Raw genomic sequence first — 18257 nt, forward strand, 5'->3', positions numbered from 1 at the left:
GCACTACATCTTCTCCGGTACCCTGATGCCCAGCAATTTCATGCCGGACTCAATGACATTGGCCGTCATAACAGAAATGCGTAAACGCAATTGTTTTTTACAGTCTGATTCTGCACGGCTGACAGAATGTTCGGTATAAAAGGAGTTAAAGCTTTTGGCGAGATGATACACATAATTGGCCACAGCAGATGGATTGTGCTCCTCTGCAGCCTGTTCAATCACAACAGGGAATTGCTCCAGGCTGACCAGAAGGGCTCTTTCCAGTGGCAGGAGGGGAGAATCCTTGCAGCTTCCGTCCAGCAGGTCTGTCTCCCTGATGCCATCCGCCTGCTCCCCTTTCCTTAAAATAGATTTGATCCTCGCATAGGTGTACTGAATAAACGGACCGGTATATCCATGTATATCGATGGACTCTTCGGGATTGAAGATCATCTTCTTTTTGGGGTCAACCCGCAGCAGGTAAAACTTCAGCGCACCGAGACCAATAGTATTATACAATTCAACCAGTTCATGTTCATTGAAGTCCTGCACTTTTCCGAGTTCCTTCGTATGCTGTTCGGAGATGCTGATCATTTCTGCAACCAGGTCATCCGCATCCACCACAGTGCCTTCGCGGCTTTTCATCTTGCCGGTAGGCAGTTCCACCATTCCATAGGATAAATGGAAGATGCCTTCCGCTGTTGGCAGTCCAAGCTTTTCAGCAATCAGCTTCAGCACTTTGAAATGGTAATTCTGTTCATCACCTACTACATAAATACTCTTATCAATTCCAAACTGTTCATATTTCTGTTGAGCCAGCCCGATGTCCTGGGTCATATATACGGATGTGCCATCCCTGCGCTGTACCAGTTTTTCGTCGAGACCATCGGCGGTAAGGTCAATCCATACGCTGCCGTCTTCCTTCTGAAAAAACACGCCCTTGGCCAAGCCTTCCTGTACAGTCTTTTTACCCAGCAGGTAGGTATCGCTTTCATAATAAGTGATATCGAAATCACTGCCAATTTTCTTATAAGTAGTATCAAAACCTTCGTAAACCCATTTGTTCATTCGTTTCCACAGGTTGATCGTTTCAGGATCTCCTGCCTCCCAGTCAACCAGCATCTGCTGGGCGGCCTTCAGGATAGGCGCTTCCTTCTCGGCAATTTCCTTTGAAACGCCATTGGCCATGAGCCCCTGCACTTCGGCTTTGAAGGCGTCGTTGAATTTCACATAATATTCACCCACGAAATGATCTCCTTTCTGGTGTGCACTGTCCGGGGTGGCTCCATTGGCGAAAATTTGCCAGGCTATCATGCTCTTGCAGATATGGATGCCCCGGTCGTTTACAATACAGCTTTTGATTACCTCATAACCACTGGCTTTGAGTATCTCCGCAATGCTCCAGCCAAGGAAATTATTCCTCAGATGCCCCAGGTGCAGGGGTTTGTTGGTGTTGGGGGAGGAGTATTCCACCATCACTTTTTGGCCATTGGCAGCAGCCCTGCCGAATTCATCATTGTTGAAATGTTCCTGTAACAGGCTGATCCAGTACTGGTCAGACACTGTCAGGTTCAGAAATCCCTTGATTACATTATAAGCCGTGAAAAATCCACCGGAATTAGCCACCAGGTGGTCGCCGAGGGTTTTGCCAAGTGCTTCGGGTGACTGTTTCAGGGGTTTGGTCAGGCCGAATAAAACCACCGTATAATCGCCTTCGAACTCGGGCTTTGTCTGGTTGATCTGGAAAGAACCCGGTTCCGGTACCGCAGGGAATAGCTCCTGTATTGCTGTTGTAACAATTGATTGTATCTGTTGTGTAATAGCCATAGCAGCAAAAATAGCAAGTTTGAGCTTTGTGGGGATTAGTTTATCGCTGGTTTTATCGACGCTTTAACCACAATCCACCTGCCAAAAACCGCAAAGGACCTTATATTTGTGCCCATGTTCAACTGGTTAGTAGCCACCATAACATCTGTCATCGACTTTTTTTACCCGCCATTCAGGCGGTTTATTCCGTTGCAAACCTTCAGGTATATTGCCTGTGGCGGCGGCAATACCGCCCTGGATATTTTTATTTATTTTATATCCTACAATTTCATCCTCGACAAACAGGTGCTGCACCTGGGAAGCATCATGGGCCACACTCTTGCCATCAGCCCACATATCATGGCTTTCGTGATGTCTTTTGTGATCACATTTCCGCTGGGATTTTTCCTGAACCGGAACATAGTTTTCCATGACTCTGACCTTCGGGGAAGGGTCCAGCTCTTCCGTTATATGTTACTGGTAGCAGCCTGCCTTCTGCTTAATTACGTGTTCATCAAACTTTTCGTGGAACAATTTTCCATTTACCCGACCGTGGCCAAGATTCTGACTACGGTAATTGTGGTAGCCTTCAGTTACCTTACCCAGCGCAATTTCACTTTTAAGAAATCCGCCGCCTGAACAGGCATTTTGTCCAGATTTTAACCACCCGTCGGGTGGCACCCGACGGGTGAAAGGGAAATTTGGCAGTCTGCCTGTTCAAAAACTGCCAATTCTGCCATTTTTGCACCCATCCTGCCCATTGGCATATTGATTGACAATCAAAAGAGTAAATCATTCGTAAAGAGAAAATCAATCATATGGGAAAGATTATTGGAATTGACCTGGGAACTACCAACAGTTGCGTTTCGGTTATGGAGGGCAATGAACCCGTTGTAATTGCAAATGACGAAGGCCGCAGAACCACACCTTCGGTGGTAGCTTTCCTGAAAAATGGAGAACGTAAAGTTGGTGATCCTGCCAAACGCCAGGCCATCACCAATCCTCAGAACACCATCACGTCCGTAAAACGTTTTATGGGACGCCGCTTCGACGAAGTAACAGAAGAGATCAGCCACTGGAGCTACAAGGTTGCCAGGGGTGATAACAATACCGTTCGGATCGACATTGATGGACGTCTTTATACCCCGCAGGAAATCAGCGCCATGGTCCTGCAGAAAATGAAAAAGACGGCGGAAGATTACCTGGGACAGGAAGTGACCGAAGCGGTGATTACTGTTCCGGCCTATTTTAACGATGCCCAGCGCCAGGCAACCAAGGAAGCCGGCGAGATTGCCGGTCTGAATGTTCGCCGGATTGTGAACGAGCCGACTGCTGCCGCTCTGGCATATGGTCTTGATAAAAAGGGTAAGGACCAGAAGATCGCCGTATTCGATCTGGGTGGTGGTACATTCGATATATCTATCCTGGAACTGGGTGATGGCGTATTCGAAGTGAAATCAACGAACGGTGATACCCACCTGGGCGGTGATGACTTCGATAAAGTGATCATGGACTGGCTGGCCGATGAATTCAAAAATGACGAGAACGTAGACCTGCGCAAGGACCCAATGGCCCTGCAGCGACTGAAAGAAGCGTCTGAAAAAGCAAAAGTAGAACTGTCGTCTTCTTCTGAAACAGAAATCAACCTGCCTTATATTACAGCTGTTGACGGAGTGCCCAAGCACCTGGTGAAAAAACTGACCCGCGCACGGTTTGAACAACTGGCCGACAACCTTTTCGCCCGCTGTCTGAAACCCTGTGAGCAGGCCCTGAAAGATGCCGGCATGAGTACCTCCCAGATCGATGAAGTGATCCTGGTAGGTGGTTCCACCCGTATCCCTAAAGTGCAGGAAATTGTAGAGAAATTCTTTGGCAAGAAACCCAATAAAGGCGTGAACCCCGATGAGGTAGTGGCAGTTGGTGCCGGTATCCAGGGGGCCGTTCTGACCGGTGAAGTGAAGGATGTACTCCTGCTTGACGTTACTCCGCTGAGCCTTGGTATTGAAACAATGGGAGGTGTAATGACCCGGCTGATCGAGTCCAACACTACCATTCCTTCCAAGAAATCAGAGGTATTCTCTACTGCCAGCGATAACCAGCCTGGTGTTCAGATTCATGTTTTGCAGGGTGAACGCCCAATGGCCTCCCAGAACAAGAGCCTGGGTATGTTCAACCTCGATGGTATTCCGCCTGCACCACGCGGCGTTCCGCAGATCGAAGTAATCTTCGATATCGATGCCAATGGTATCCTGCATGTAACGGCCAAGGACAAGGGAACCGGCAAAGAACAGAAGATTCGCATCGAAGCAGGTTCCGGACTGACAAAAGACGAAATCGAAAAAATGAAGGCCGAGGCTAAGGCCAACGAGGCTACCGATAAGGAAGCCCGCGAAAAGGTGGAGAAGATCAACCAGGCCGACAGCCTCATCTTCCAGACAGAAAAACAACTGAAAGAATTCGGCGATAAGATCCCGGCAGACAAGAAAGCCCCGATCGAAACTGCCCTCGGACAATTGAAAGAAGCTCATAAAAGCCAGGATATTGCAGCGATCGATGCTGCTATGGAAAGCATGAACACAGCCTGGACTGCAGCTTCCGAAGAAATATACAAAGCCCAGCAGGCCGGTGGTGCCCAACCCGGTGCAGAAGCAGCCGCCGGTGCACAGGCAGGCAGCGAGAATGTTACCGACGCTGAGTTTGAAGAAGTGAAATAGATGGCTGAGGCAGAATATGTGATTGCTGATTGAGGGCCTTTGATGAAAGATTTTAAAAATCTTAAATCAACAGCCCTTAATCAGCAATTTTTTTCCCTATTTTCGCCACAAATTTTTTGATTCCATGGAAACACAGAAAAAAAATACCGCGATGTGGTGGCTGACATTCTTCGTATCCACCGCTGCTTTGTTAGCTGCTATCTACCTGCACTGGGAATACCTGACGATGATCATTCCCTTTGTTTGTACCAGCTTTGTAAAAGCCATGGACATCATCTGATCCGGTTTAAAAAATATTGGAAAGCCTCACTTCGGTGGGGCTTTCGTCGTTAATGGCGAAGGATGAAAACCGGAAGGAAGTCAGGGAACAGCAAAGATTGGTGAAACATTGAACCAGTAAAGAAAATCCTCGAAATTATAAATGTGTAATAAATACACAAATGATCTGATTTTTTTATATTTTAGCCGCACCCAAAACATCGATTGCATGAAGCTTCAATTTTTCCTGCGCTTTCATACCACTGTGGGACAAACTCTCCAGATTGCCGGCAATTTCAAATCACCCGGAACAGGAGAGGGGGAGGCCATACCCATGAGCTGGTTGAATGAAAACTATTGGCAGGCAAGTGTAGAAATCGATCCTTCCCATGACCCGGAGATCCGTTATCAATACCAGTTGGTGGCAGCCGATGGAAAAATTGTCACGGAATGGGGCAATGACAGGTGTTTTACACTGAAGCAGGGAAGTTTTGAGGCCTGTCAGTTTGTGGATACCTGGAATCATGCCGGCGAATACGAAAACGCATTTTATACTGCTCCATTCCTTGAAACCCTGCTGCCCCAGACCGGGGGGAAAAAACCCAAACAACCCAAAACCTGTTCCCATATCTTTCGGGTCAAAGCGCCCCTGCTCCAGAAAAATGAAGTCATCTGTCTGCTTGGCAGCGTTCCTGCCCTGGGTGAATGGGCAACAGAGGTTCCCACGATGCTGCACAGGGAAGGAAATTGGTGGACTGTTTCCCTTGATCTGCCGAAAGAAGGCTTCCCCCTTCAATACAAATACGGTGTTTATAATACAAAAGAAAAAGCCTTTGTACGTTTTGAAGCCGGGGCCAACCGCAGTCTGTTTGGCGATGCCGGTCAACACCTTACCGTTGTACATGATGGGTTTGTACAACTTCCGAATAATACCTGGAAAGGGGCAGGAGTGGCTATACCCGTATTCAGCCTTCGCTCGAAAAACAGTTTCGGGGTGGGGGAGTTCACTGACCTCCCGCTGCTGGTGGATTGGGCCAATCAGGTGAACATGAAACTGATCCAGTTATTGCCGGTTAACGATACAACTGCCACCCATAGCTGGATGGATTCCTATCCCTATGCAGCCATTTCGGCCTTTGCCCTGCACCCGATTTTTATAAACCTGGAAGAAGTGGCGGGAAAAAAACAATCCGCCATTGTAAAGCCCCTCAAAAACAAGCAGAAGGAACTGAATGATTTGCCCGCCGTTGATTATGAAGAAGTGATGAAAATCAAAATGGCAGTTTTGAAGGAACTCTTTGTGGCGCAAAAAGACGTATGGCTATCAAACCCTGAATACCAGGAGTTTTTTGACAGGAACCAATACTGGCTGGTTCCTTACGCGGCTTTCTGTTACCTGCGCGACCAGAACCTTACAGCGGATTTCACTCAATGGAAAGAACATTCCCATTACGAAGCGGCCGCTATTGATGATTTTGTTTCTCCGGAAAAGGATCATCACGATGATATCCTCCTGCATTATTATATCCAGTACCAGCTTCACCGCCAGTTGAAAGCAGCTACCGCCTATGCACACAGGCATGGCATAATTGTAAAGGGCGATATCCCCATCGGCATATACCGATACAGCTGCGATGCCTGGATGTCACCGGCCCTCTATAATATGGACCAGCAGGCAGGTGCGCCACCAGATGATTTTGCCATCAAAGGCCAGAACTGGGGCTTCCCCACCTATAACTGGCAAAAGATGGAGGAAGATGGATACACCTGGTGGAAACAACGTTTCGCGCAGATGAGCGAGTACTTCGACGCATTCCGGATCGATCATATCCTTGGATTTTTCCGGATATGGTCCATTCCCCTGAGCGCTGTGGAAGGAATCATGGGACATTTTGTTCCGTCCATCCCTGTGCATGTAAATGAATTTTCAGAAAGGCAGATATGGTTTAACCATCATCGTTATACTCGGCCATATATAACCGAAAATATCCTGAGGGATCGTTTCGGTAACCTGCAGCAGTATGTCCGCGATACCTTCCTGGAAGAAACCGGTTTTGGCCAGTTTAATTTCCGTGAAGAATTTGATACGCAACGCAAGGTCGAAAACTGGTTTGCTCACCAGGAGATCCCCGATAACCAGGGCTGGCTGAAACAGGGATTGCTAGACCTGCACAGCAATGTCATCCTTTTTGAAGAAAAGGATTCCAATGGTACTAAATTCCATTTCCGTTTTGCAATGGAGCAAACCAGTTCCTTCCGGATGCTCGAATGGGATACCCGCCAAAAACTGAAGGACCTTTATGTAAATTATTTTTACCAACGGCAGGATGATTTCTGGATGCAGGAAGCCATGCACAAATTGCCTGCACTGAAAGCCTCCACCAATATGCTGATCTGTGGTGAAGACCTTGGAATGGTGCCTCATTGCGTACCCGATGTGATGAAACAACTTGGCATCCTGAGCCTCGAAATACAACGGATGCCCAAGGACCCTAAAAAAGAATTCTTCCACCCCAATGATGCGCCGTATTTATCGGTAGTTACGCCATCGACGCACGACATGAGCACCATCCGCGGCTGGTGGGAAGAGGACCATGCCAAGACCCAGCGCTTCTTTAATCAGGAACTTGGCCAGTGGGGAGAAGCTCCGCTTTTCTGCGAAGCATGGATCAACAGATCGATCATCATACAACACCTTAATTCGCCTGCCATGTGGAGTGTATTCCAGTTGCAGGACCTGCTGGGTATGGATGCCGGACTCCGGAGAAATGATCCCGGGGAGGAGCGCATCAACATACCGGCAGTTGCCAAACACTACTGGCGTTATCGTATGCACATGACACTGGAAAGCCTGATGAAAGAAAAAGCATTCAACACAGACCTGAAAGAATACATAAAGGCCGGCGGAAGAGCATAATTATTTAGGTTTGCGGTATGCGCGTACAATCATTTATCAGACAGTTGCCGTTCACCCATCCATTCACTATTTCAAAAGGCACCAAGACTCACCAGCCAACATTTGTAGTGGAGCTGGATTTCAATGGCATCAAGGGTTATGGTGAAGCCCCGGCTATTGCATACTATAATATCCCGGTTGAAAAAATGCAGTCCGACCTGGATGCGAAAAAAAAATTCGTAGAAAAATTCGCCTTCACTGATCCGGAACGATACTGGCATTACCTGCACCATTTATATCCCGCCAACGGCTTCCTCGTCTGTGCGCTTGATATTGCCGCCTGGGACCTTTTCGGTAAGCTGAAACGCCAGCCACTATTCAAAATGTTTGGTGCCGACCCGGTGCATATGCCCATCACCGATTATACCATCGGCATCGACACAACGGAGAAGATGATTGCCAAGATGCAGGAAACTCCCTGGCCCGTGTATAAGATTAAACTGGGTACTGACCGGGATATGGAGATCATGGAATCCCTGCGCCGCCATACAGACACCCCCCTGCGCATAGACGCCAATGCTGCCTGGACAAAAGAGGAGGCCCTGGAAAAAATTAATGCTTTTGCTTCCATGAATGTGGAATTCATTGAACAGCCGCTGGCCAAAGATGATTGGGAGGGGATGGCCTGGTTATATGAAAGGTCTCCGCTGCCGCTGGTAGCAGATGAAAGTTGCGTATTTGAACAGGATGTGGCACATTGTGAGGGTCATTTCCATGGCATCAACATCAAACTGACAAAATGCACCGGCATTACCCCCGCGCTTCGCATGATCAAAGATGCCCGTGCACGCGGTATGAAGATCATGCTTGGCTGTATGAATGAAAGCACCATCGGCTCCGCCGCCCTGGCACACCTGGCACCGCTGGCCGACTGGCTGGACATGGACGGTCCGTTGCTGCTCGCAGAAGATCTTGCCTCCGGACTTCATTATAACTTCGGCAAGGTGAGTCTTCCGGAATCTCCCGGATTGGGTATATCCGTTCATTTATAATTCGTCTGGTTTATTCACCCGTCGGGTGGCACCCGACGGGTGAATAGCTCATTGTTTAAAGATTGTTAAAACCGGCTCCTGACAAATTTGTGTAACCCAGGTTACCAACAATTGATTAATCACCCTGGAATTTGTGGTACTTAAAATCACCAAACAAAGTATCATGAAGAATCCAATCAGAAAAACCACCGTTATCGGAACCTCTGTTTTGCTGGCTTTTTTTGCCATCTCCTGCAGCAAGGAAAGCGTATTGCCTGCCGAAGAAGCCTTTCTCAGTCAGAAAGCTGTTAAAAAATCAGCTTTGGTGAATGACCTTCAGTCAACCATCAGTGAGGATGAGCGCCATTCATTGTTGTTTATGCGCGAAGAAGAAAAACTTGCCAGGGACGTTTATATCACCTTGTATAAGAAGTGGGGAGATGCGATTTTCAGCAATATTTCAGAAAGTGAGCAATCCCACATGGATGCCATTCTCAAATTACTGGTAAAATACAACCTGCCTGATCCGGCCGCCAACAACCCAATAGGTGTCTTTACAGATGAGAGCCTGCAGTCACTGTACAACCAATTAGTAGCCAAAGGAAGTACCAGTTTAATGAATGCCCTGATCGTGGGCGCCACAATTGAGGACATGGACCTCCGCGATATCAAGGAAGACCTGCAAACCATAGATAATTCCGATATCATTGAAGTGTATGAAAACCTGTTGAAAGGAAGCAGGAACCACCTTCGTTCATTTTACAGTAAGATACTGGACCTGGGTGGAACTTATACGCCGCAATACATCACGCAGGAAGAATTTGAGGAAGTGGTTTCCAGTGAAATGGAAACAGGTTCCTGAAAGTAAAACTACTACCCGACGGGTGGCACCCGACGGGTAGTAGTTTTACTAATTTTTTTACAGGAAGACCTTGGCAATAAAAACACAGAATTTTATATTTGCAGCCTACACTTTTTCCCCTCGGGATGTAGCGCAGCCCGGTAGCGCGCTTCGTTCGGGACGAAGAGGCCGCTGGTTCGAATCCAGTCATCCCGACTTTCAAAAACTTTTTTGAGCCCTTAATTTGATGCAGGCTGTCATTGCAAGGGTTTTGCTGAAGCTGCAGGCTGTAATCAATTCCTCACGACAAAAAAACAACCCATCCGGTATCTTTTTGTGAACCTGGCTGAACATTCAAATCATTTCAATTCCAGCAACCACTGCTGCGCATACCCCCTTGCCGCGGCAACGGTTTCCTCACCACTCCGGAAAGCATACTTCCACAGGTCGTCTTTTGCTTCCAGCACAGGATCAGCGAAGACCATTTTACTGCCCCTTCTTACCAGTTTCGCATTGAAATTGATATCGGCAGTTCCTGCCAGGAAATCCATTAATCTTTTCTTCACCAGGGCATTTACTGTTGCAGGACATTCAGCTTCCCATCTTTTCAGATCCTGGTTATGGGCAAGTTTAGCCTCCTGGCCATATTCGCCGGGAGGTGCCACAGGTCTGGCTTCCATCCGGAAGATTTTGTATTGTTCCGCGAAAGCGGCCGTGCGGGTATAGCTCTTAACATAGTCCCCGATTTCTTTTACTACTGCAGCCCGCTTGTTCATCGCAAGTTTGCGCATGATGTCAGACATTGGAAAACCGGTGCCTCCTTCAATAATATTTCCTACGATATAACTTTCCGCTTCCTCAGTTCCTAATCCAAGCCTGGTAAAAATATCATTATAGAAGTGGCTCAGTCCCCGGAAACTGACAAGTCCGGCCACCGCAATCACAAATAAAAAGCCTGTTGCTAACTTTTTCATCTTTAGTTTTTAGTGCAACAAAATTATCAGTATACCAATCCGGCTTTCTACGTACAACTACTGGATTGGTAAAATCAATACTGTTGCGTAGCTGATCTTTTTCATATTCTCAGCGTGGTTTTATCAGGAATATTTCTTCGGTCTTTTGCGTAAATTGGGGAAAAGCGTGCCATGAAAAGAAAAGACATCAAACCAGAACACCCTTCGGAAGAACAGATAGAAAAAGAGTTGGAGAAAATGGATTATCCTCCTGAGGAAGATATCATGAATCCTTCTTCCGGCGCGATTAAATTACCGCATCACAAACAGCATACGGATGATAATCCTGCTGCAGATCTGGATATTCCCGGTGCCGAGCTGGATGATGACATGGAGGACATAGGAGAGGAGGATGAAGAGAACAACTATTACAGCCTTGGTGGTGAGAAAGAAGACTGATTATGCTCCCTGCTTCCTTACATATTTAGTCAGGATCACGATGGTTTGTCCTTCAATCTTACCCTCGATCTGCTCAGTATTATTTTCCACCAGGCGGATATTTTTCACCACCGTACCCATCTTTGCATTGAGGGTGGAACCTTTTACATCCAATGATTTGGTCAGCACTACAGCATCGCCTTCCTGCAGGATGGCACCGTTGCAGTCACGGTGAAATTCAACAGCAGAATCGTTTTCATGATCGCCGGACGCTTTTGCCCAGGCCAGCATATCATCATCGAGATACATCATATCCAGATGCTCCATTGCCCAGCTTTCCTGTTTCAGGCGATTAAGCAACCGCCAGGAAACAACCTGCACAGCAGGCACTTCACTCCACATGGAAGTGGTCAGGCATGACCAGTGCTTACTATCCAGTTCCTCTTTTTTCTCCAACTGCGCTTTGCATTTGCCACAAACCAGTATCTGGTTATCCACCTTTGCAGCAGGTTCCGGTAACACATCATACACACCGGTAGAACTTTCCGACCCGCATAATTCACATTTATTGCCGCTTCTTTCACGCAGTTGAGCTTCTGTCATAATGAAGTTGTTAATTCGCCGCAAGGTAAGATTTTAACAGTACATTTTTTAAGACGTTAAAACAGATAGAAAATCCTGCAGCCGAATGACTAAAGAATTTGTCTGGTACAGTTTTCGTTCAGGTTATTATAAATACTCGCTATGAAAAAAATAGGATTCGCTCTATTGGGACTGGTAACAGGTGGCATGTTGCTGACATCTTGCCTGAAAACTGAGGACAATACCCCTGATATCCCTGTCGCGGGTTTAATGGCTTTCAATCTGGCAACAGATAAGGAAGGAATTACCATTAACCTTTCAGGAAATAATATCAATAACCAGCCCCTTGCATTCGGGAATTACACCGGTGGATATGTAAATATTTACCCCGGTACGCGGCCAACTATGGCAATAGATGCTTATTCAGGTGCCGCCATTACCAGCACAACCAATTATACGTACGATTCAAGCCGGTATTATTCTCTGTTCACCATTGGGGCAGACAGCAACTACAGCAATATCATTGTTGAAGACGGATTGGATAGCCTGGATCTGATGGCAGGAAAAGCCTGGGTACGTTTTATTCATGCCATTCCTGATTCTGGACAGGCTGTAATTTTATTAAGCGCCGCAGGTAGTGGGAATATTACCGAAAACAGCAGTTTCGGAACAGTGTCTGAATTTGCCGCAGTGAATGCCGGGGAAATCACTGTCAGCATCAGCAATGATGCAAACATAAATGTAAGCAGGACTTTTGCAGCTGCAGAAAACAAAGTTTATACTGTTCTATTGATGGGAGATCCGAATGCAACCGATCCTGGTCGGGCAGTACAAATCAAATACATTGTGAACGGCACCGTTACCGATAATAACAATTAATAATACTGCAAGACATATTTATGTGATAGGGTAAATGCACTATGGCTGAGATACAAGGGGACCTTTCAGTGAAACCACCATTTCATGTGACCGAAACAACCGTTTAAGTTGTCTAGTTTTGTATCACCTTAACCATTAAGCCTTATCCTTAAAATATTTTGTCTGGCAGCGAAACAAACCTTCATCCTTCCGGCCAAGCCATGAAATGAACCGCTCTCAGGGTGCATTTCATGGCTGCAACCAGATAAACTACCCGGCTCATTTTCCATTTAACAGCCTGATATGGTATTCCTGAACCATGGCAGGTATTTCAGGAGACAGGGTGAAATAAATTTCGATATCAGCCGCTTCTCCATTCAACAGGAACGAACCCCGGAGGTTATTTTCGGGTCTCATTTCCCCCACTCGGATTATTTTTCCGGCCTGTTTAAAAATCTCACCAGATTCTTTACGCAATGAATCGACCAGGTAATCGAGGAAAAAATTTTCAGCAAAAATGCCCTTCAGGTTTTCATCCTTCCAATCGGGCAATATTTTAACCAGGTCCTGTTGTCTTTGCTTCAGGATAGGGGAGACCGGCAATTTCCGTGGCGTTACACCAGAAATTTTAAGCAAGGTGTCAAGTGCCCTGTTATTCAGAGCTGTGGCGGGTGCATAGGTAAGATTGATAAAACTAATGATGCCGATGCCATAATCCGGCAGGATGGTCCAGTTGCTGCCAAAGCCGGGAAGGCCACCACTATGGCCAACCGAAACACGTCCGGTACAATCTTTTGTCCACCGAAGACCATACCCATATGCCGACACCAGTGGACAGGAACGGCCATCGGGATATTTGTAATTCGTATTCAGGTTATTGAAATTCCAGGGCTGTTGCATTTCACGCAGGGAACTTCTTTTAAGAGGCCCCTTTTCCATACCATCCCGAGGAGGCCAGGCTTCCAGCATAAAAGCCACATATTTCGCATAGTCATCCATGGTAGTAATGATGCCACCCATGACACCATAGGCCCCATCATGTTCCATCGGTTGCTTTATCCAGCTATTGTTCAGCCAGCGGTAACCTAATGCCAGCCTTGATTCCGGCACATCCGTATATTCCCAGTAAGTATGATTCATGCCCAGTGGCTGCCAGATATTTTTCCGGATATATTCCTGGTAAGTGGCGCCGCTAACTTTTTTGATGATATAACCCAGCATGGCAAAGCCCATATTACTGTACTCATAAGCAGTCCCGGGAACAGTTGAAAAGGAAATTCCCTTTTTGAACATAGACAACATCTGTTCGTCGCTTATGCCCAGCTGGCGGTCGCCCCAGGGATTGTCCTCCGGGAATCCTGCAGCATGCGTCAGTAATTGCCTGATGGTTATGGGAGGAGCATCCGTTGTAAGGTATTGCTGTGATTTTAGTTCAGGAATATAGAGATAGGCGGGATCATCGAGTTTTAGTCTGCCCTGGTCCCTCAATTGAAGAATGGCCACGCTGGCGAAACTCTTCGACATAGACGCAATGCGAAAGGCCGACTGGCCATTGGCGGGATATTTTTTCTCCAGGTTGGACATCCCGATACTGCCAGTATAAACAAGTTTTCCATCTGCAACAATGCCGAAAACTGCACCAGGAAAATGATGCTGCCGGGCATAATCTCCGAAAATTTTTTCTACCGCAGGAAAGCCTGCTGCCAGTTGTTTGCCAGGTTCAACCTGTTGCCCATAGGCTGCAGTAAAATTCCCTGAAAAGAAAAACCCTGTCAGCATCAAAAAGGAAAATGATTTTATCATGGCTTGTATATTCGGTTACCTGCAGGCAATATACGCATCCATATCTAACCATTCCTGCTCATTTTCAGGAACCGCATGATCAGGAAGAAAGATGCGAAACTAAGACCGGCTATCAGCCCGATCCACATGCCCTGGGCACCCATTTCGAAATGAAAACCAAGCAGGTATCCAAGTGGAATTCCGATCACCCAGTAGGCAATACCTATCAGGATGGTTGGTCTTTTGACATCCTTGATTCCCCTCAGAAGGCCGGCGCCGATGGCCTGGGTGCTATCCGAGATCTGGAAGATGGCGGCAAAAAGCAGCAGTACAGATGCAAGGGCGATAACATTCCCGTTCTTATTAAAGAGTTTAGGCAGCTGGTCGCGGAAGAGTACAAACACGATGGCACAGAAACTACCATAAACCAGTGCTGTCACCAAAGTGCTTTTACCGATCACCGAAATGAGGCGCCAGTTCTTACGGCCAAAGGCATTGCTCACCCGGATGGAACCGGCCTGCGCCAGTCCCATTGAAACCATAAAGGTAAAAGATGCGCAACTCAGTGCAATCTGGTGGCTCGCCTGGGGAATGGCGCCGAAGGTTCCTATGATGATCCCGGAGACAGCAAACGCACCGGCTTCCATACCAATCTGAAGACTGCTCGGGATTCCGATATAAAGCAGTTCCTTCATTGTTCCCCAGCGCAATTTCCATTGATTGGTACTAACGGCCATGTATCTGCGAAAAGTTCGGTGCTTCAGGATGATAACCCCCAATACCAAAAACATCAGGGTACGGGTGATCAGGGTGGACCAACCTGCGCCCAGCAGTTCAAGTCTCGGGAAACCCCAGTTACCATAGATCAGCAGCCAGTTGAGCAGTATGTTCAGGGGCATACCTGCCAGTGAGAGCAGCATGGCTGTCCGGGTGAATTCAAGTCCGTCGGTAAATTGTTTCAGGGTCATAAAAAGCAGCATGGGCACAATAGACAAACCCATCAGCCTCATAAAAGGAAGGGCCAGTTCCACCACCTCCGGGTCCTGTCCCATATGCCGCAGCAAAGGGCTTCCAAGCAGCAGTACCGAACCAATTATCACTGCAGTGATTGCACATAAAACAAAACCATTGTAGAAATAGTGTGAAACCATCTGCCCATCGCGGCGGCCATGTGCCATGGACACCATCTGTGACATGGAAATGGTCATCCCGATCCCGATCACAAAAGGAATACCCATGGCATTGATCACCAGCGCTGCGGCGGCCAGTTGTTTGTAGCTGATGGCGCCCACCATGGCGGTATCAATGATGTGCAGGGCCATCTGCGCCAGTTCACCGATAATGATGGGCAGCGCCAATTGTATGGTTTGCTTCGCTTCTGATCTGAACATTGGTATTTTCCCTATTAAAATAAGGGGACAAATGTACAGAACATGGCTGGCTAAGAAGCGTACAATTCCGCTTGACATTCAATTGGGGGGATTGTAGCTTTGTTGTGGACCAGAGCAGTATTATTAGAATTTTAAAATCAAGCCTATGAAAGCAAAATCTACACTGCTTCTATTTGTTGTTTTTATCCAGTCGATCCTTTCCGGGGTTTTATCGCCCGTGCAGGCCCAGTGCAGCGGAGCACCTTCCTTGTCATTCCGTAATCCCGTTTTGATCGGCGGAACTGCCGCAAAAGTCGGAGCCATTTATAAGTTTGCCAATGCCGCACCTGGACTTGATGTACATGCCGAAATCCTGATTTTAAAAAACACTACCTTGTTTAATCCGGACGTACCGGGATCGGTTCAGGGTTATCATGATGCCTGGCAGCCGTATGTTACGGCAGGCCCGAGGGACACTTCTTATCTTGAATGGAAATTCAGTTTTAAGAAGGCAGGAACACTCATTGACACCATCCTTCCCTGCCTCGCGGTAACCGCCCTTGATATCGATGGTGATAATGGCCAGCTGAAAGAATTTGTGGAAGCGGGTACCCCAGGCAGTTATTCTGTTGCACCCACCTCCAATCTTGAGGTATCCTTCAACGGTGTGAAAAGCAAGGCCATCGGGAAAGTAACCACCATTCCAAATATTGACAGTTCCCGCAGGGAAGCCATGTTCCAGATGAATTTCATGAACGTGAGCAGTATCATTTACCGCAATGGAGCCATTTCGAAAAAAGCAGTTCCCGATACCCGGCATACCAGTATTTATTTCAAGCCTTTTTTCAATACCTATATAGTATTACCGGTCAGATGGCTTGATTTTACCGGAAGACGGTCCGGCTCGGAAGTCACATTACAATGGTCAGTTGCACACGAAGAGGGGGCCACTGATTACCATGTTCAACGCAGTACTGACCAGTTTAACTGGACAACCATCAAAACAATTAAAAGCAATGGGGTATCAGCTCCAGAAAAAAAATATACCGTTGCCGACCCACATGCGGATAAGCAGAAAGTCTTTTACAGGATCAGGCAAATCTCCTATAACCAGCAGGAAGCTTATTCAAAAACCATCCGGCTGGATGGACTTAATAGCCAGGGTATATCCGTACAAAAATTTGTACAGTCCGGGAACCGGTTACAATTGTTCATTAATACCGATCAATCACAAAATCTACAGGCAAGAATTTATAATATGAACGGGCAACAGGTTACAGCCCGCAATTTTCACGTGGTAACGGGAAGGAATACCTGCCAGTTACAGACATCCCAGCGGCAAACGGGGGTCCTGATGGTTGTTTTATCCAATGAACAGGGCAGGGCCGTTTACACGGACAAGTTTATGGTGCAATAAAACGCGGAGGTGCTGGCAGCAGAACCGCTAATGCAATACCTTTGCGGAACATTCCCGCTTAAAGGAATGGTTTCCAGTGCATGAAGTTTGAACAGTACCATATTTCTCCGGATATCAAGGAAAGCCTCGCTGAACTGGGCTTCAAACGACCAACCGATATACAGTTCAAAGCCATTCCATCCATCCTGAAAGGGGAGGATGTTCTGGCTATAGCCCAGACAGGCACTGGTAAAACGGCTGCTTTTGCCATACCTGTGCTGCATCTCCTCCAGCAGGAGCAGCGCAGGAGGCATAAACCCAAACACCTTCTACAGTGCCTGGTAATGGTACCGACCCGGGAACTGGCCATACAGATTTCAAAGGTGTTCAGCGAAATCGGGCAGTTCACGGAATTATCAGTATTGGGACTTTTTGGCGGTGTGGAACAGGATACCCAGATCAAAACCCTGAAGAAGGGAGTTGATATCCTTGTCGCCACCCCCGGCAGGATGTTTGACCTGATCAACCAGCAGTACCTGGATCTCGGTCATGTGCAAATCCTGGTCCTCGATGAAGCCGATCATATGCTGGACCTTGGTTTCAACAGGGATATCGCAGACATAAAAAGGAAACTGCCACGGCATCACCAGACCCTGTTCTTTTCGGCAACCATTGATGAAAAAATAAAGGACCTGGCCTATGCCATGGTACGCAATCCCATCCGGATCCAGGTTTCGCCGCAGGACCCCGTTTCCAAAAATGTGAGCCATTCCGTTGCATTTGTGGAAATGGACGATAAAAGGTTTTTCCTGGAAAGGCTGGTAAAGGAATTGCCCGGAAAAAAAATCCTGGTTTTCGCAAGAACCAAACTCAGGGTGGAAAGAATTCAGGCTGCCATGAAAAGGGTTGGTATTGAAAGCCTTGCCATGCATGGCGGCAAGGAACAGCAGGATCGCCTCACCGTGATGGAACAATTCAAATCAGGCGATATCAATATGCTCATTACCACTGACGTAAATGCCAGGGGGATCGATATTCCGGATGTTGACTATGTTGTGAACTACGATCTTCCGGATGTACCTGAAAATTACGTACACAGGGTTGGTCGAACTGGCCGGGGCGTAAAAAAAGGGGAAGCCGTTTCCTTCTGCAGTGAGGAAGAAAAACCACTGCTGGAGGCCATTCACCAGTATATCGGAAAAGATATCAGGGAGATGACCATCAACAAGGATGCCTACCGCGAAACAATAGGGTTTTCAGAACAAATCCCTCACGATAACTGGCGCAAACTGATTGAAGAGAACCAGAAAGAACAGGAGAAAAAAAGAAAAAAGAAGAAATAGTTTTTTTCTG

The 18257-nt window shown here is 47.2% G+C and carries 15 protein-coding genes and 1 tRNA gene; 11 read left to right on the forward strand and 5 right to left on the reverse strand.

Features of this window, described 5'->3' with window-relative positions; all coding sequences use genetic code 11:
- Positions 1–3: 3 nt before the first annotated feature.
- Positions 4–1806: an arginine--tRNA ligase gene (argS, locus tag BC349_RS00720; RefSeq protein WP_187254834.1), complete on the reverse strand. Its 1803-nt coding sequence runs from the start codon at positions 1804–1806 to the stop codon at positions 4–6.
- Between the two features lie 114 nt (positions 1807–1920).
- On the opposite strand from argS, the gene BC349_RS00725 reads away from it, so the two are divergent.
- The 7 genes from BC349_RS00725 to BC349_RS00755 all read left to right on the forward strand — a co-directional run bounded on the left by BC349_RS00725 (position 1921) and on the right by BC349_RS00755 (position 9741).
- A complete protein-coding gene (locus tag BC349_RS00725) occupies positions 1921–2424 on the forward strand; it encodes a GtrA family protein (protein ID WP_187254835.1) in 504 nt (167 codons plus the stop codon).
- Positions 2425–2603: 179 nt separating this feature from the next.
- Positions 2604–4499, forward strand: a complete 1896-nt coding sequence (gene dnaK / locus BC349_RS00730; protein ID WP_187254836.1) for a molecular chaperone DnaK — start codon at positions 2604–2606, stop codon at positions 4497–4499.
- A gap of 124 nt (positions 4500–4623) precedes the next feature.
- Positions 4624–4779 carry a hypothetical protein gene (locus BC349_RS00735; protein WP_187254837.1) on the forward strand — a complete coding sequence of 52 codons (156 nt, stop codon included), beginning with the start codon at positions 4624–4626 and terminating at the stop codon, positions 4777–4779.
- Between the two features lie 207 nt (positions 4780–4986).
- Positions 4987–7674, forward strand: a complete 2688-nt coding sequence (locus BC349_RS00740) for a 4-alpha-glucanotransferase (protein WP_187254838.1) — start codon at positions 4987–4989, stop codon at positions 7672–7674.
- Between the two features lie 17 nt (positions 7675–7691).
- Positions 7692–8705: a dipeptide epimerase gene (locus BC349_RS00745; RefSeq protein WP_187254839.1), complete on the forward strand. Its 1014-nt coding sequence runs from the start codon at positions 7692–7694 to the stop codon at positions 8703–8705.
- Between the two features lie 163 nt (positions 8706–8868).
- The gene (locus BC349_RS00750) at positions 8869–9546 is read left to right on the forward strand and encodes a DUF2202 domain-containing protein (protein WP_187254840.1); all 678 of its coding nucleotides are present in this window, start codon (positions 8869–8871) and stop codon (positions 9544–9546) included.
- A 121-nt stretch (positions 9547–9667) separates the two neighbouring features.
- Positions 9668–9741 (forward strand) — tRNA-Pro (locus BC349_RS00755).
- Between the two features lie 143 nt (positions 9742–9884).
- On the opposite strand, the gene BC349_RS00760 is transcribed toward BC349_RS00755, so the two are convergent.
- On the reverse strand, positions 9885–10499 hold the full coding sequence (locus BC349_RS00760) for a hypothetical protein (protein WP_187254841.1): 615 nt from the start codon (positions 10497–10499) through the stop codon (positions 9885–9887).
- 171 nt (positions 10500–10670) lie between these two features.
- On the opposite strand from BC349_RS00760, the gene BC349_RS00765 reads away from it, so the two are divergent.
- Positions 10671–10937, forward strand: a complete 267-nt coding sequence (locus BC349_RS00765; RefSeq protein WP_187254842.1) for a hypothetical protein — start codon at positions 10671–10673, stop codon at positions 10935–10937.
- Here the strand turns inward: BC349_RS00765 and BC349_RS00770 are convergent, their stop codons facing one another.
- Positions 10938–11519 (reverse strand): PhnA domain-containing protein, encoded by a 582-nt coding sequence (locus tag BC349_RS00770; protein WP_222840044.1) that lies wholly within the window; start codon positions 11517–11519, stop codon positions 10938–10940.
- Between the two features lie 141 nt (positions 11520–11660).
- On the opposite strand from BC349_RS00770, the gene BC349_RS00775 reads away from it, so the two are divergent.
- Positions 11661–12377 (forward strand): DUF4397 domain-containing protein, encoded by a 717-nt coding sequence (locus tag BC349_RS00775; protein WP_187254843.1) that lies wholly within the window; start codon positions 11661–11663, stop codon positions 12375–12377.
- A gap of 258 nt (positions 12378–12635) precedes the next feature.
- Here BC349_RS00775 and BC349_RS00780 read toward each other — a convergent pair whose 3' ends face one another.
- Complete coding sequence (locus BC349_RS00780) at positions 12636–14159, reverse strand: serine hydrolase domain-containing protein (protein WP_187254844.1); 1524 nt, start codon at positions 14157–14159, stop codon at positions 12636–12638.
- A gap of 44 nt (positions 14160–14203) precedes the next feature.
- On the reverse strand, positions 14204–15529 hold the full coding sequence (locus BC349_RS00785; RefSeq protein ID WP_187254845.1) for an MATE family efflux transporter: 1326 nt from the start codon (positions 15527–15529) through the stop codon (positions 14204–14206).
- A 145-nt stretch (positions 15530–15674) separates the two neighbouring features.
- On the opposite strand from BC349_RS00785, the gene BC349_RS00790 reads away from it, so the two are divergent.
- Positions 15675–16925: a T9SS type A sorting domain-containing protein gene (locus BC349_RS00790; RefSeq protein WP_187254846.1), complete on the forward strand. Its 1251-nt coding sequence runs from the start codon at positions 15675–15677 to the stop codon at positions 16923–16925.
- Positions 16926–17005: 80 nt separating this feature from the next.
- Positions 17006–18247, forward strand: coding sequence for a DEAD/DEAH box helicase (locus BC349_RS00795; RefSeq protein WP_187254847.1), 1242 nt, complete (start codon positions 17006–17008; stop codon positions 18245–18247).
- Positions 18248–18257: the final 10 nt, after the last annotated feature.

Origin of the sequence: Flavihumibacter stibioxidans (genome assembly GCF_014332695.1) — a bacterium.
Lineage (GTDB): Bacteria > Bacteroidota > Bacteroidia > Chitinophagales > Chitinophagaceae > Flavihumibacter > Flavihumibacter stibioxidans.